The organism is Patescibacteria group bacterium, assembly GCA_041661625.1.
Taxonomy (GTDB): Bacteria; Patescibacteriota; Patescibacteriia; order JAHIZJ01; family JAHIZJ01; genus JBAZUB01.
The window spans coordinates 184,921-198,315 of the sequence record JBAZUB010000001.1 but is presented as its reverse complement, the minus strand read 5'-3'; the positions used below and the strand labels follow the sequence as shown (position 1 = coordinate 198,315).

The window sequence follows — 13,395 nt, the reverse complement described above, 5'->3', positions numbered from 1 at the left end:
AGCGTCTGCATGATCTGTACAAGGAATTTGAGAGGTCGTTTAGTTTATTTGTAGACACCAAGGGTCATGAGCGTATCGATATAGGCCGAAAAATACTAGAGCAAATATCTGAGATAAAGCTAGCAATTAAGAAGGTGTGGGACATTATACGTTAGTGAGGCTATGCTATCATGGTGTTATATCGTATAACGTAATTAAACCCTTCAATTTATGAACATCGGAAATCTAATTATCACCATCGTTTTACTTATTATCGGTTTTGTGGCCGTGATCGCATTTCTTCAGGCGCAATTTCGTAGATTACAACAAGACCAAGATCGCAAACAGGCCGCCATGAGCGATCCAATGATGATGTTAAAGCAAGACCTGCAATCACTGCAGCAGAATCAGATTGAACACAGCCGGCAGGTTCAACAGACCATCCAGGGTCAATTTGGCCAAAGCACCAAGATTATCCAGGACGTTACCGAGCGACTGACAAAACTGGATGAAACCAACCGCCAGGTGGTTAATTTTGCCGACCAGCTTCAGAGCCTGCAGGATATTTTGAAAAACCCAAAACAGCGGGGGATTCTTGGTGAATATTATTTGGAAACCGTGCTGAAAAATGTGCTCCCGCCCGGTTCATATCAAATGCAGTACCGATTTAAGGATGGAGAGGCGGTCGACGCGGTGGTATTTGCCGAGAACAAGGTAATTCCAATTGACTCGAAGTTTTCACTGGAGAACTATAACCGGCTGGCGGGGGAGCGGGATGAAAGCGAAAAAGTACGCTTGGAAAAACTGTTTGTCAATGATCTAAAAATGCGGATCACGGAAACAGCCAAATATATCCGCCCGGAAGAAAAAACCATGGAATTCGCCTTTATGTTCATTCCACATGAGGCGATATACTACGATTTATTGGTGAATAAAATCGGCGCTATTCAAGAAGATACAGAGAATATGATTCAGCGGGCGGCGCGTAAATACCACGTTATCATTGTATCGCCCACCTCATTTTTGGCCTATTTGCAGACTGTAATGCAAGGAATGCGAGCATTGCAAGTAGAAAAATCAACCAAAGAGATATTGAAAAACGTGGAGAACCTGGGCCGTCATTTAAAAAGCTATGAAACCTATTTTGTAAAAATGGGCAACCATCTTGATACAACCGTGAATAGCTACAATGCCGCCACCAAGGAATTCCTCAAGGTTGATAAAGACGTGTTGAAAATAACCAAACAGGGTGAGGCGGCTGATCTGCCATTGCTAGACCGCACTTCGATCCGACCGGATGACGAAGAGTAGAGCTTGGGAAACAACTTATCACACATTTTAGTCACTCCGACGCCAAGTTTGCGAGAAGGAGGAGTCTAATTCGCGGTGTTTTTTGTGATCAGTTGAGCCAGACTCTTCGTTTCGGATTACCTACGCTCAGAGTGACAGACTTAATGCTAGTTTCATATAGCATGCCCATAAAGCAAAAACAGATCGCCAAATCCTGGTGATCGTTTCTGCGTTGTGTCGAGATACGCTACTTAATCTGTGCTTCCAATTTGCGGCAGGCTTCACGGAATTTCCGTAACGCTTCCCGTAAGTTGTCCAGGGTTTTTTCGTTTTCATCCCTGGCCTGTGAAAGTGCGCTGTGGGTTGGCAAATCGTTCACGGTGTACCTCCGGTGAAAAATAAAATGTCCAAACTTCTTGAACACTCAACTAAGTATAGCGCACTTATTGATATTTGTCAAAAAGTTATCCCAACTTTGGCCAATATAGAGTCATACCAAATATGAACTAGTAATTACTTAGAGTTGTTCGTAAGTGAGAATAGTGTCATTACCTGAAAAGTAAAATTAACAATTGTATAATAATATGGCTAATATTAGAGTAATAATATATTTTGGCTTGAAAAATTAGCCAAAATAGTTTAAAATACGGTCGTATTAGAAGTGAATAACTGTATCACAAGTACGCATGTCTGACCGGAGGGATAAAAACACAGACAGCGATTGGTCTGCCTTGCGTTTCGCGTGGGAACTTGGCTACACCATCGCTATTCCAGTCGTAGTTCTAGCAGTTGGAGGTGCCTTCGCCGATCGCTGGCTGGGCACTAAGCCGTGGATAATGATCGCCGGCATCGGCTTATCCATGTTAATCTCAACTGTGGGAGTTTACATGAAAGCTATCCGGGTGATGTCCCGAATGGATCGTACTTCGAGCCAAACAAAGCCAGCGCCCGACCCAAAGAATGATCAAATACATTAAATATGCACATTTCGCTCGCGGCTGAAAAGTTATTTAATATCGGACCATTGCCGGTCACCAATACACTATTAGCCTCATGGATTAGTGTGGTTGTCTTGCTAGGATTGGTCTGGTCATTGAAGAGAAAAGGCATCAAATCAGTCCCCAAGGGTTTGCAGAATATTGTTGAATTCATTTTTGAAACTTGGTTGAATTTGATGGACGGTGTTACCCATGATCGCAAGAAATCAATTCGGTTCTTTCCCTGGGTAGTGACGATATTTTTATTCGTAGTGACGTCGAATTGGCTGGGTCTATTGCCGGGTTTTGGTACGATCGGTTTTAATGAAATTAAAGAAGGCAAACATGTATTAGTGCCGCTATTTCGTACGGTTAACTCAGATCTGAATGTAACCCTGGCATTGGCGCTCATCTCGGTCATTATGGTGCAGGTATTCGGCATTATTACCATCGGCATCGTTAAATACTCGAAACGGTTTATCAATCTGAAAAATCCGATTATCGGTTTATTAGAAGGAATTGATCAATTGGCAACAATTGTATCATTTTCATTCCGGTTGTTTGGCAATGTTTTTGCCGGCGAAGTGTTGCTGGTAATCATTGCCAGCCTGGTTCCATTCGTCGTGCCGCTGCCGTTTTACTTTCTGGAAATGTTTGTCGGTGTGATCCAGGCTTTTATTTTCGCCATTTTGTCGCTGGTATTTTTTGAAGTAGCGACCATGGAGCATCATTAATTAGCTATTTATTTCGTAACCGGTTACGGTGCGCCGACGTTAAACACCAATCCATCGTCGTAAGCCGCCGCAACCAATAAAGGAAAGTTTATGGAAACAGAAGCTGTCAAAATGTGGGCCGCCGCCCTAACCATCGCCATCGGTGGTTTCGCGCCGGCACTCGCTATCGGTAAACTGGCCGCCAAAGCCATGGAATCGATCGGCCGCAACCCGGAATCAGCCGGCAAGATTCAGGTTCCAATGTTAATTGCCATCGCGTTCGCTGAGGCCATCGCTATTTACGCATTGGTGGTCGCCCTGATTATCAAGTTTGTTTAGTTGCTGACAGAAAACCCGTCAAAGTATTCACAGAAAATTTAGGCGGGTGAACGTGTTAACAATTATGTGAAGGTAATATGGAATTAATCGACAAACTCGGCATTGACTGGAAATTATTGGTCGCGCAGATTATCAACTTTGGCATTCTGCTGTTTGTGCTATACCGATTCGCGTACCGGCCGATATTGAAAATGTTGCAAAAACGCTCTCAAACTATTGAAGATGGTTTGGCCAACGCCAAGAAGATCGAGGATAATCTACGAGACAGCGAGCAAAGCAAAGGTGAAATATTAAATGCCGCCCGGCAGCAAGGCCAGTCGATCATTACTCAGGCTGGCGAACAGGCTGAGCGGACGCGCGCCGAACGCTTACAGGCGGCCGGTCTTGAAGTAGAGGAAATAATCAGCCGAGCAAAACAGGAAATTACCGAGGCCAAGCTGACCATGCTGAAAGAGGTGAAGCAGGAAGTAGCCGATTTAGTGATTCAGGCGACTGAAAAAATACTTCAGGAGAAGTTGGATGATAAGACTCAAAAAGCAATCGTAGATAGAGCGTTAGCCCAGATAAAGGAAAATAAGTAATGAAAAAGCTTAACGCCAAACAATACGCCCACTTGCTCGATCAGGTGACCGAGGGTAAGTCGAAGGCCGAACTTCCCGTTGTAATAAAGGGGTTTACAACTTTGCTGCTACGTCGCCATCAATTGAATCTCAAAGATCGGATTATACAAGAATACAATTTATTATTCCAAGAGAAAACGGGTCGATACCTGGCGCAAGTTACCACGGTAAAAAAATTATCAGACAGCGCCATACAAGATATTAACAATCGATTAAAAGGCGCTTTCGGCTATCAAGTGGAAATTGAGGAGAAACTAGATCCAGATTTGATTGGCGGATTTACTATCCAGGTTAAAGATACAGTGATTGATGCCAGTGTCAAAAGCCTACTGCAAACCCTTAGGTCCAAAATGGTCAATTCATAATTTACGCATATTTATCAAAAGGATCATACTATTATGTCCAGCACCAAAGATTTCGTCATCGAGAATTTGAAAAAAGAAATAGAACAGTTCAACGATACTGTGTCAGTATCCACGATTGGACGCATAATTGAGCTGGGCGACGGCATAGCGCGCGTGGCTGGATTAGGCAAGGTACAATCCCAGGAAATGTTAGAATTCCCCGGCGGCACCATCGGTGTGGCTCTAAACCTGGAAGAAGACTCAATTGGCGCGATTATTCTGGGAGAATTTTCCCATCTTAAAGAAGGCGATGAGGTAAAATCCACCGGCCGCATCCTGGAAGTACCGGTGGGCTCGGGCGTAATTGGCCGGGTAATTGATCCACTAGGACAGCCTGTTGATGGCAAGGGGCCGATCAAGGCAGAATCATACAGTCCAGTTGAAAAAATCGCGCCGGGCGTAGTGACTCGTGCCGCGGTGGATACGCCATTACAAACCGGCATCAAAGCGATTGATTCGATGATTCCAATCGGCCGCGGTCAACGGGAGTTGATTATTGGCGATCGTCAAACCGGTAAAACCGCCATTGCCATCGATACGATTATCAATCAGCATGATCAGAACGTATTTTGCATCTATGTGGCCATCGGACAGAAAGAATCCAAAATCGCCCGGATTGTGGCAGAATTGGAGCGGCGCGGCGCTATGAAATATACCACCGTAGTCGTGACATCGGCTTCAGATGCGGCCGCCCTGAGTTTTATCGCGCCGTTTGCCGGTTGTGCGATGGGCGAGTATTTCCGGGACAACAAACAGAACGCGTTGGTCATATACGACGATCTCTCGAAACACGCCGTGGCTTACCGCCAAATATCATTATTACTGCGCCGGCCGCCCGGACGCGAAGCTTTCCCCGGTGATATATTTTATCTCCATTCACGTTTGCTGGAACGGGCTGCCAAGATGAGCCAAAAATACGGCGGCGGGTCATTGACCGCGCTGCCCATTATTGAAACCCAAGCTGGCGATATCTCGGCATATATCCCAACTAACGTTATTTCCATCACCGATGGGCAGATCTATCTAGAATCTGATTTGTTTTTCCAGGGCGTTCGGCCGGCCTTGAACGTTGGCTTATCAGTCTCTCGTGTCGGCTCGGCGGCTCAGAAAAAAGCCATGAAAAAAGTGGCCGGAAAATTACGTCTCGATCTGGCTCAATACCGTGAATTCGCCGCCTTTGCTCAATTCGGTTCCGATCTTGATGATGCGACGAAGCAAAAATTGGAACGCGGTAAGCGCATCACCGAAATATTGAAACAGCCTCAATATGTGCCTATGCCGGTGATGAAACAGGTCGTCATACTCTATGCCGCGATTAACGGATTGCTCGATGATGTAGCCGTAGAATCTATGGTTGAGTTCGAGACTGGGCTGCTGCAGTACGTCACCAGCCAGCGCCAGGACGTTTATGAAAAATTGTTAAGTACTGGTGAGCTGACCGACGATCTGGAAAAAGATTTACAAGCCGCCATCGTGGAGTACAAAGCTTCGTTTCAAACAACTCAGGTAAAATAATTCTAAATGCCCGCCAATACTCGAGACATAAAAAGAAGGCTACGCTCAATCTCCAGCACCAAGCAGATCACCAAGGCGATGGAGCTGGTGGCTGCTGCCAAGATGCGCCGGGCGGTCCAGGCCGTGCAGTCTTCAAGGAGCTATGCAAACCTGGCCTGGATGACTGTGCAAAATCTAGCGCAACGAACTGATCGAAGGTTGCATGCCTTGTTGCGGCGCAATAAGTCCATTCGCCGTAAAGCCATTCTGCTGATCACGTCCAATCGCGGATTATGCGGGGGATTTAATCAGCAAATTACTAAACTAGCGATAGAAAAATATCAGGCAACTGTGAAAGCGGGCATACCAGTTGATTTCATCGTAATGGGACGGCGCGGTCGTGACGTTTTGCTGCGACAAGGCCTGCCAATCGTGGCGGAATTTGAAAAACAGGACGTGGTCAGCAATACCTCAGAAATATTTCCTGTCGCCCGATTATTGATTGACGACTTCAAAGCCGAAAAATACGACCGGGTTTGGATCGCCTATACCGATTTTAAGTCAGCTCTGAAACAAGAGGCGGTAATGCGGCAGCTACTGCCAATCGAAAAACGAAAGGCCGTGATCGATGTTGCTGAACCAAACAGTCAGGAGGCAAATGAAGACGAAATGGGCGAATATCTATTCGAGCCTTCGCCAGATGAAGTGTTGGGTCTAATGCTGCAGAGTATTGTCGAGATACAAATTTATCAGGCGGTACTGGAATCGAATGCCTCGGAACATTCGGCTCGTATGATGGCGATGCGCAATGCCAGCGATAATGCGGAAGAATATATGAGTGATTTACAACTATACTACAACCAAGCCAGACAGGCGAATATCACTCGGGACTTAGCAGAAATTTCAGCCTCAAGAGCGGTATTGGAAAGTTAATCAATAATTAAAAACATTAAATACATTACTGATATAATCACTAACAAGCTATGAACAAGGGTAAAATCGTACAAATTATTGGACCAGTCGTAGATGTGCAATTCGGAGATGAATTACCAGCCGTTTATAACGCACTGGAGATAACCCGTCCGGATAAATCCGTAATTGTGCTCGAGGCGCACTCGGGTTTGGGTTCAAATCGAATTCGCACTATATCTCTGGGAGCCACCGACGGATTGAGCCGGGGCATGGAAGTAGTAGATACCGGTAAGCCGATTTCGGTGCCGGTTGGCAAAGAGACGTTGGGTCGTATGTTTAATGTACTCGGCCAGCCGATTGATGACCAGCCGGCACCTACTACCGCCAAGACTCTGCCGATTCACCGGGCGGCGCCGGAGTTTACCGAACAATCCACTAAAACCGAAGTGCTGGAAACCGGTATCAAAGTCATCGACTTGATCTGCCCGATCATCAAAGGCGGCAAAGTCGGTTTGTTTGGCGGTGCCGGTGTGGGTAAGACTGTCGTGGTGATGGAGCTAATCCGTAATATCGCGACCGAGCACGGCGGTTACTCGGTCTTTGCCGGCGTGGGCGAACGGACTCGCGAGGGCAATCAGCTGTACAATGAAATGAAAGAGTCCGGTGTACTATCAAAAACATCCCTCGTCTTCGGTCAAATGAACGAACCGCCAGGAGCCCGCCTCCGGGTGGGTTTAACCGGCCTGACCATTGCCGAGTATTTCCGTGATGAAGAACAACAGGATGTATTGCTGTTTATCGACAATATATTTCGATTTACCCAAGCCGGTTCCGAAGTATCGGCCCTGTTGGGTCGTATTCCATCGGCGGTTGGTTATCAGCCGAACCTGGCAACTGAAATGGGTGAGCTGCAAGAACGTATTACCTCAACCAAAAAGGGTTCGATTACATCCGTCCAGGCCATATACGTACCGGCCGATGACTTGACCGATCCCGCGCCAGCCACGACATTCGGCCACCTTGATTCCACTGTGGTATTGTCGCGCAGTCTGTCGGAACTGGGTATTTATCCAGCCGTGGACGCTCTTGATTCCAGTTCGACCGCGCTGGATCCGTTGATTGTCGGCGAAGAACATTACGCGGTGGCACAGCGGGTACAGAAGGTAATTCAGCGCTACAAAGACTTGCAGGATATCATCGCCATTCTCGGAATCGAAGAATTGTCGGACGAAGACAAGCTAGCCGTGGCTCGGGCGCGCAAGATCCAGCGTTTCTTGTCGCAGCCTTTCTATGTGGCGGAAACATTTAGTAACATTCCCGGCCGCTATGTTCCACTGGCCGAGACAATCCGTGGATTCAAAGAAATATTGGACGGAAAACATGACGATAAACCTGAACAAGCCTTCTATATGAAGGGTACGATTGACGAAGTCGGGCAGGGATAATTTACCAACGCAACCAAGCATATGGAAAAGGTTCAACTCGAAATTGTCACACCCGAACACACTGTTTACGCGGCTGAAGTCGATCAGGTGTCTTTGCCGACCGGCCAGGGCGAGATTACGGTTTTACCGCATCATATTCCGCTGGTTAGCACCTTGCAAGCCGGACGAGTTAAAATTGTGCGCGATGGCCGAGAAGAATTCATGGCCATTTCGAGTGGCTTCATCGAAGTCCAGCCGCACCGGGTAGTCGTTTTAGCCCAAACGGCCGAACGCGCCGAAGAGATTGACTTAGCCCGCGCCCAGGCCGCTCGCGATCGCGCCCAAGAGTCATTAAAAGAAGAACGATTAAATAAAGAAGAATACGCGGCTGTAGCCAGCGCACTGGAAAAAGAGATGGTGCGTCTGCGTGTGGCCGAGCGTCATCGTGAACGGCGTGTTACCAATCAAGTTGAGCGCGCCAAACGCGAGGGTGGCAGCCAGGAGACTGGGATATAGGATAAGTATGAAGTAAGAAGGAACAAAGGAAAAACGGGACAAGGAAGGATGCCCAGCTGCAAGTGAGCCGATCAGAAATCGTCATTGCGAACCCTTAACACGCCCGTCATTGCGAGCGAGTCTGCGAGCGCGGCAATCCCGTTACTCTTCAGCGATGGCGAGTCATTTTTGCTTTCAATGGGATTGCCACGTCCGCCTCGATGACTCGTCGTCCTCGCAATGAAGGGATAACAAATAAAAAGTCACCCGAGTGGTGGGTGGTTGATTGCTAGTTCGGATCATTTCGCGTTATTAATAGCCATGGCGTGGTTATGTGGTATGATAACTCCTGGCATTATAGTACAATCAACATGATGCAAAATGAAATAGTTTAATAGGGAGAATAGAAGCATGCTAAAGAAAAACATTAAGCAAATTGTAAAGAAACACTACAGCAAAATAGTCACAATAAGCGGTTCGGGTTGTTGTGGTAATAGTTGCGCCTGTAGTAAGAAGGTTGCTAATAACAAAATTGCTAAAAGTATCGGCTATTCGGATGATGAACTGGGACAAACTGCCGAAGCTAATCTTGGTTTGGGCTGTGGTAACCCTACCGGAATGGCAAATATCACGCCGGGTAACGTTATATTGGACTTGGGTTCGGGGGCGGGGATAGACTGTTTTTTGGCGGCAAAGAAAACCGGTAGCACCGGTCGCGTTATTGGAGTTGATATGACCCAAACTATGATTGATCAGGCTAATAATAATGCTAAAAAGTTAAATTATCAAAATGTCGAATTCAGATTAGGTGATATCGAAAAGTTACCAGTAGAGAGCGACTCTATCGACGTAATCATTAGCAATTGCGTGATCAATCTGGCGCCGGATAAATCAAAGGTATTCAATGAAGCATTTCGGGTGTTGAAAAAAGGCGGTAAAATATATAATTCGGATATAGTTCTTTTGGAAGACATTACAGATGATATCAAGAACGATGAAGAGCTAATTGCCGGGTGCGTAGGTGGTGCGTTGCAAAAAGACGAATATATTAACATTATCAAAGTCGCTGGTTTTTCCGTGAAAGTTTTATCAGAGGATAAAGAAATCAGTAAAAGGCAATATGAGGGAATACCACTTGAAAGTATTAAGATCGAGGCGATAAAAATGGATAAATGATAATATCAAAAAACTAAAATCGCAATCGAAGAAACTTGTATATAAAGAAAGTCACCCGAGTGGTGGGTGACTGATGACGGGCTTCGTGGCGAGTTGACTAGTAGCCCCAGCCATAGGAGCGGTGCCGGCTTGCTTCCTGCTCGTACAGCCTGAGAGACTCGGCCTCCTGGCGCGCGATGATGTCCCGCACCTCCTGGTACAGGACGAATGGCACCTGACTGACGGGAATCCCCCGGCGAGCTGCCTCAGCCGCATACCACCGCTGCTTCCACTCCTTGCAGCCGATCTTTCTATCTCGACTGCGCACTTGTCCCGGCGACGGGAAAAACCTCCTCCTAGCAGCCAATCTCGACCTCCTCGGCTATGGGTTAGGGAGCCGATGACACCAATATCACCACGCTATCACAGTCTTTTTAGTGTTGTCAACTAGAATAATTCCTTATCAGTATCGCTTGTAAATATAAAAGACCCATATTTGTATGCCGCCTGGGTCTAGGCGGTGAGCACGTGTGATTCTAGTGCTCGATTGACTTGGTGTTCATGCTGCCACACCCGGGGCACTTCACGTTTTCGGATCGGCCGATTTCCTCGACGGTCTTGGTGCTCATGCAGTAGTTGCAGAAGTACATGCCGCAATCGATGCATCGAAGTTCGTGCCGGGTATGCTTGCCACAGTTGGGGCAGATGTACGGTTCGGGTTCGGACTTGGGTGGATAGACCACGCTGTAGTTCTCGTTCGCAGTGTGGCGATCGCGGGCGAAAGTGGCTCGGCCAACGGTAGCGATCGCGGCCTGCACATCCGTGATGAAGTGTTCGAACTTCACCAGAGAAGTCGGCACGTCCCGGCGTTCGGGAAGCAAATCATCTTCGAACAGTTGAAGCACCACAGCGACTCTCCTTTGTTTCGGTTCAGACCCGTCGAATACCGTAGAAGCGGACGCTCGAGAGGATAACCACGGCGTTGGACACGTGACGATCCGGATCGGGCAGGTCCAATGAGGCTGAAGTGTCGACACGCAATTCGAGCCGGCCGTATTTGGCGTACGGTCGTTCATCGAAGTCGATGTAGGCTTCGAACGGCATGTCCATGTTGGTTCCCGAAGCCCCGTGGAACAGGAAGAGATCGTAGTATGATCGGTCGTGGAAGTAACCCGACGATGTCCAGGCCAGACCTGCCAGTATCATCAGCTTGCCACCTTGAAAGGCGTTGGCGTAGATGTTGCCGGTGATCCGAACACCTTTGTAAGACCGCAGGTCCAGGTTGGCGGTGGGGTAGATGACGTATCCAATCCATTCGCTTCCATTTCGATCTTCAATGAACGATGAGAAGTTGCACTGGTCATTGACCCATTGCTTGGGTGAACAAACCGGCTTACCGGTAACATTGCCAAACGTCCACTGGCTGCTGTCGGCGCTGGTGGCGAGCAGAACTTCACGCTCGATGGGCGCGGCCGTTGGGTACTGGCAATTGCTGCAACCAGCCAGACAACTGATGCCGATACCAAGTGCTACAACAAAGATCACGAAGCTCTTCATGTGCCACCCCTTTTCAGTGAAGCCCAAAATGATGAGTCGGTACCATCGAGTTCTTTAACCCGATGTCGAATGGTAGCAAATATCGTTGGAAAAGTCAACAGTAGGCCAAATTGGCACATAAGAGTATTATTAGGTTATGAGCCAAGCCGAAATCACTTGCGTCAAAAAGTAGGTGAAGAATCTGGATCATCATTAATCAAATAGATCGAGGTTTTATGGTAAAAGTACTAATTTTCGGTGACAGCATTGCGTGGGGAGCTTTTGATTTGGAAAAAGGCGGCTGGGTAGAGCGGCTCAAAACATACTATTTGGCGACATTTGAAACGGAAGAAGTAGGTGTCTATAATTTAGGTATTTCCAGCAACGATACGAGAGGCTTACTGTTTGGTCTGGAAAAATCAATTAGTATTTTCGACGCAGTTGAGCCGGAAGAATATATTCTACTATTTGCGATTGGATCAAACGATGCTCGATATATCGGGAAAAGGGATCAGCCCTACATTCCAATTGGCGAGTTCAAAAACAATCTTGAAAAGATAGTTGAACTGGCCAAGTCACACGCAACAAAAATTGTATTTACCGGCCTCACGATTGTTAATGAGCAACTGACAAAACCGTGGCGAGATGATCTGTTCTGGGAAAACTCTGACTTGAAGAAATACAACGATATCATCGAAGAACTTTGCCAAGAACGTGGGCTTAGCTTCATCCCATTATGGGATGTTTTAACCGAAGCGGATTTGCCAGATGGGCTACATCCCAACGCTCAAGGGCATATAAAAATATACCAGCGGGTAAAGGACTATTTACAAAAGTTATTATAGGTTCGTTTTTTACAAGAAATATACACATTTTAATGTAATCCCAATATACAAATGATATGACCAAAGAAGACATAAAAAACATTGTAAAAGAAATCATCGTTCAAGCGAACACACTAAAGCATAAATATGTCAGTGAGCTAGCCCCGGTAAATTACGCCTGCATATTTTGTCAAAACGACATAGAATATGCCTCGTTTCTTGACGCGGCCAAACAGATTGGAAGAGTGATAAAAGAGACACCGGGCGGTCCATTGTTTCAAATTGAGCCATTATCGACCATAGCCGGTAATTTGCAGTTATTGAAAATACGTCAGCCGGACCCGACCAAACCGGAGCGAGGTGACGCCGACTTCACGCTATCAAATTATGATGAGTTTAAAAGCGTGCATCTTACGCAAAAGGGATTTAAACTCATTAACAAAATAGAATTTGAAATGATCGAACTAATGGATCCTGACTATAATGTGCGAGTATATTTTTCAAATCCTCCATTAGATAAGCAGTTGGGAATTACATAACATGACTCACGCAAGAGCAAGTCTAATAATCATAAACCTAAATAAAATATTACTAATCCACCGGATTAAAAACGATACGGAATATTTTGTGTTCCCGGGCGGAAGCGTCGAAGATGGCGAAAACTTAACCGACGCGGCGGTTCGAGAAGCAAAGGAAGAAACGGGGTTGAATGTGAAGCTGGGTAAGAAGCTGTGGCAGTACCGTAATGATTTTGACAACAGAGACAACCACTACTTTGTTGTCACAAAATATTCTGGTGAACTGAAATTAGGACGGCCCGAAATTGAACGGGTGTCTAATAACAACAAGTATATTCTAGAATGGCACAGTTTGAAGGCGTTAAACGACATCAAGTTATTCCCGGTTGAGATAAAGGAAAGAGTTATAGATTTCTTAAATGGAAAACATACTATCAATTCACCTTCATCCTAACGCCAAACAGAATAAGATCGAAACCCAAACTAATGGGAGTTTTGAGATATGGGTGACAGCTCAGCCGCAAGACAACAAGGCCAATGCCGCTTGCTTGAAGGTGTTGGCCAAACAGTTGAAAGTTTCCCCCAGTCGCCTCGAGATTATCCGTGGATTTACCAGCCGACACAAAACGATCAAAAAACTCAAATAAGCCAGCATAATCATACTGACACCTTGTAAATACTCTAGTTTGTGCTAATTTAGCATAGGCACAAAAGG

General features: G+C 46.4%; 17 protein-coding genes. 15 read left to right on the top strand and 2 right to left on the bottom strand.

Translation table 11 applies throughout. The annotated features are described in order from the left end of the window. Positions 1 to 210: 210 nt before the first annotated feature. The 11 genes from WC734_01050 to arsM all read left to right on the top strand — a co-directional run bounded on the left by WC734_01050 (position 211) and on the right by arsM (position 9,823). Positions 211 to 1,290, top strand: a complete 1,080-nt coding sequence (locus WC734_01050) for a DNA recombination protein RmuC (protein ID MFA6197730.1) — start codon at positions 211 to 213, stop codon at positions 1,288 to 1,290. A gap of 665 nt (positions 1,291 to 1,955) precedes the next feature. After that, positions 1,956 to 2,246 carry an AtpZ/AtpI family protein gene (locus WC734_01045; protein MFA6197729.1) on the top strand — a complete coding sequence of 97 codons (291 nt, stop codon included), beginning with the start codon at positions 1,956 to 1,958 and terminating at the stop codon, positions 2,244 to 2,246. Between the two features lie 2 nt (positions 2,247 to 2,248). Continuing rightward, positions 2,249 to 2,980 carry a F0F1 ATP synthase subunit A gene (gene atpB, locus WC734_01040; protein ID MFA6197728.1) on the top strand — a complete coding sequence of 244 codons (732 nt, stop codon included), beginning with the start codon at positions 2,249 to 2,251 and terminating at the stop codon, positions 2,978 to 2,980. A 90-nt stretch (positions 2,981 to 3,070) separates the two neighbouring features. Continuing rightward, a complete protein-coding gene (atpE, locus tag WC734_01035) occupies positions 3,071 to 3,298 on the top strand; it encodes an ATP synthase F0 subunit C (protein MFA6197727.1) in 228 nt (75 codons plus the stop codon). A gap of 77 nt (positions 3,299 to 3,375) precedes the next feature. Next, a complete protein-coding gene (gene atpF / locus WC734_01030; GenBank protein ID MFA6197726.1) occupies positions 3,376 to 3,879 on the top strand; it encodes a F0F1 ATP synthase subunit B in 504 nt (167 codons plus the stop codon). Continuing rightward, the gene (gene atpH, locus WC734_01025; protein ID MFA6197725.1) at positions 3,879 to 4,283 is read left to right on the top strand and encodes an ATP synthase F1 subunit delta; all 405 of its coding nucleotides are present in this window, start codon (positions 3,879 to 3,881) and stop codon (positions 4,281 to 4,283) included. The genes atpF and atpH overlap by 1 nt, the downstream gene beginning before the upstream one ends. Positions 4,284 to 4,316: 33 nt before the next feature. Then, a complete protein-coding gene (gene atpA, locus WC734_01020) occupies positions 4,317 to 5,837 on the top strand; it encodes a F0F1 ATP synthase subunit alpha (protein MFA6197724.1) in 1,521 nt (506 codons plus the stop codon). Between the two features lie 6 nt (positions 5,838 to 5,843). After that, entirely contained in the window at positions 5,844 to 6,749 is a 906-nt protein-coding gene (atpG, locus tag WC734_01015) for an ATP synthase F1 subunit gamma (protein ID MFA6197723.1), read from the top strand. Positions 6,750 to 6,799: 50 nt separating this feature from the next. After that, positions 6,800 to 8,173 carry a F0F1 ATP synthase subunit beta gene (gene atpD, locus WC734_01010; GenBank protein MFA6197722.1) on the top strand — a complete coding sequence of 458 codons (1,374 nt, stop codon included), beginning with the start codon at positions 6,800 to 6,802 and terminating at the stop codon, positions 8,171 to 8,173. 21 nt (positions 8,174 to 8,194) lie between these two features. Further along, positions 8,195 to 8,668 (top strand): F0F1 ATP synthase subunit epsilon, encoded by a 474-nt coding sequence (locus tag WC734_01005; GenBank protein MFA6197721.1) that lies wholly within the window; start codon positions 8,195 to 8,197, stop codon positions 8,666 to 8,668. Between the two features lie 390 nt (positions 8,669 to 9,058). Beyond that, a complete protein-coding gene (gene arsM, locus WC734_01000; protein MFA6197720.1) occupies positions 9,059 to 9,823 on the top strand; it encodes an arsenite methyltransferase in 765 nt (254 codons plus the stop codon). Between the two features lie 515 nt (positions 9,824 to 10,338). Here the strand turns inward: arsM and WC734_00995 are convergent. Next, complete coding sequence (locus tag WC734_00995) at positions 10,339 to 10,707, bottom strand: hypothetical protein (GenBank protein ID MFA6197719.1); 369 nt, start codon at positions 10,705 to 10,707, stop codon at positions 10,339 to 10,341. 25 nt (positions 10,708 to 10,732) lie between these two features. Continuing rightward, positions 10,733 to 11,359: a hypothetical protein gene (locus WC734_00990; GenBank protein ID MFA6197718.1), complete on the bottom strand. Its 627-nt coding sequence runs from the start codon at positions 11,357 to 11,359 to the stop codon at positions 10,733 to 10,735. Positions 11,360 to 11,574: 215 nt separating this feature from the next. Here WC734_00990 and WC734_00985 point away from each other — a divergent pair, with 215 nt between their 5' ends. Genes WC734_00985 through WC734_00970 form a run of 4 tightly spaced genes read left to right on the top strand, consistent with a single transcriptional unit; the run spans position 11,575 to position 13,327 of the window. Beyond that, entirely contained in the window at positions 11,575 to 12,183 is a 609-nt protein-coding gene (locus WC734_00985; GenBank protein MFA6197717.1) for a GDSL-type esterase/lipase family protein, read from the top strand. Between the two features lie 56 nt (positions 12,184 to 12,239). Next, entirely contained in the window at positions 12,240 to 12,701 is a 462-nt protein-coding gene (locus WC734_00980; GenBank protein ID MFA6197716.1) for a hypothetical protein, read from the top strand. Between the two features lies 1 nt (position 12,702). Beyond that, entirely contained in the window at positions 12,703 to 13,134 is a 432-nt protein-coding gene (locus WC734_00975) for an NUDIX domain-containing protein (GenBank protein MFA6197715.1), read from the top strand. After that, complete coding sequence (locus WC734_00970) at positions 13,100 to 13,327, top strand: DUF167 domain-containing protein (protein MFA6197714.1); 228 nt, start codon at positions 13,100 to 13,102, stop codon at positions 13,325 to 13,327. The genes WC734_00975 and WC734_00970 overlap by 35 nt, the downstream gene beginning before the upstream one ends. The last annotated feature ends 68 nt before the right edge of the window (positions 13,328 to 13,395 follow it).

Excerpts from the sequence above, each read along its gene's own strand:
- WC734_01050 (MFA6197730.1), top strand. The coding sequence starts at position 211 with ATGAACATCGGAAATCTAATTATCACCATCGTTTTACTTATTATCGGT.
- WC734_01045 (MFA6197729.1), top strand. The coding sequence starts at position 1,956 with ATGTCTGACCGGAGGGATAAAAACACAGACAGCGATTGGTCTGCCTTG.
- atpB (MFA6197728.1), top strand. The coding sequence starts at position 2,249 with ATGCACATTTCGCTCGCGGCTGAAAAGTTATTTAATATCGGACCATTG.
- atpE (MFA6197727.1), top strand. The coding sequence starts at position 3,071 with ATGGAAACAGAAGCTGTCAAAATGTGGGCCGCCGCCCTAACCATCGCC.
- atpF (MFA6197726.1), top strand. The coding sequence starts at position 3,376 with ATGGAATTAATCGACAAACTCGGCATTGACTGGAAATTATTGGTCGCG.
- atpH (MFA6197725.1), top strand. The coding sequence starts at position 3,879 with ATGAAAAAGCTTAACGCCAAACAATACGCCCACTTGCTCGATCAGGTG.
- atpA (MFA6197724.1), top strand. The coding sequence starts at position 4,317 with ATGTCCAGCACCAAAGATTTCGTCATCGAGAATTTGAAAAAAGAAATA.
- atpG (MFA6197723.1), top strand. The coding sequence starts at position 5,844 with ATGCCCGCCAATACTCGAGACATAAAAAGAAGGCTACGCTCAATCTCC.
- atpD (MFA6197722.1), top strand. The coding sequence starts at position 6,800 with ATGAACAAGGGTAAAATCGTACAAATTATTGGACCAGTCGTAGATGTG.
- WC734_01005 (MFA6197721.1), top strand. The coding sequence starts at position 8,195 with ATGGAAAAGGTTCAACTCGAAATTGTCACACCCGAACACACTGTTTAC.
- arsM (MFA6197720.1), top strand. The coding sequence starts at position 9,059 with ATGCTAAAGAAAAACATTAAGCAAATTGTAAAGAAACACTACAGCAAA.
- WC734_00990 (MFA6197718.1), bottom strand. The coding sequence starts at position 11,359 with ATGAAGAGCTTCGTGATCTTTGTTGTAGCACTTGGTATCGGCATCAGT.
- WC734_00985 (MFA6197717.1), top strand. The coding sequence starts at position 11,575 with ATGGTAAAAGTACTAATTTTCGGTGACAGCATTGCGTGGGGAGCTTTT.
- WC734_00980 (MFA6197716.1), top strand. The coding sequence starts at position 12,240 with ATGACCAAAGAAGACATAAAAAACATTGTAAAAGAAATCATCGTTCAA.
- WC734_00975 (MFA6197715.1), top strand. The coding sequence starts at position 12,703 with ATGACTCACGCAAGAGCAAGTCTAATAATCATAAACCTAAATAAAATA.
- WC734_00970 (MFA6197714.1), top strand. The coding sequence starts at position 13,100 with ATGGAAAACATACTATCAATTCACCTTCATCCTAACGCCAAACAGAAT.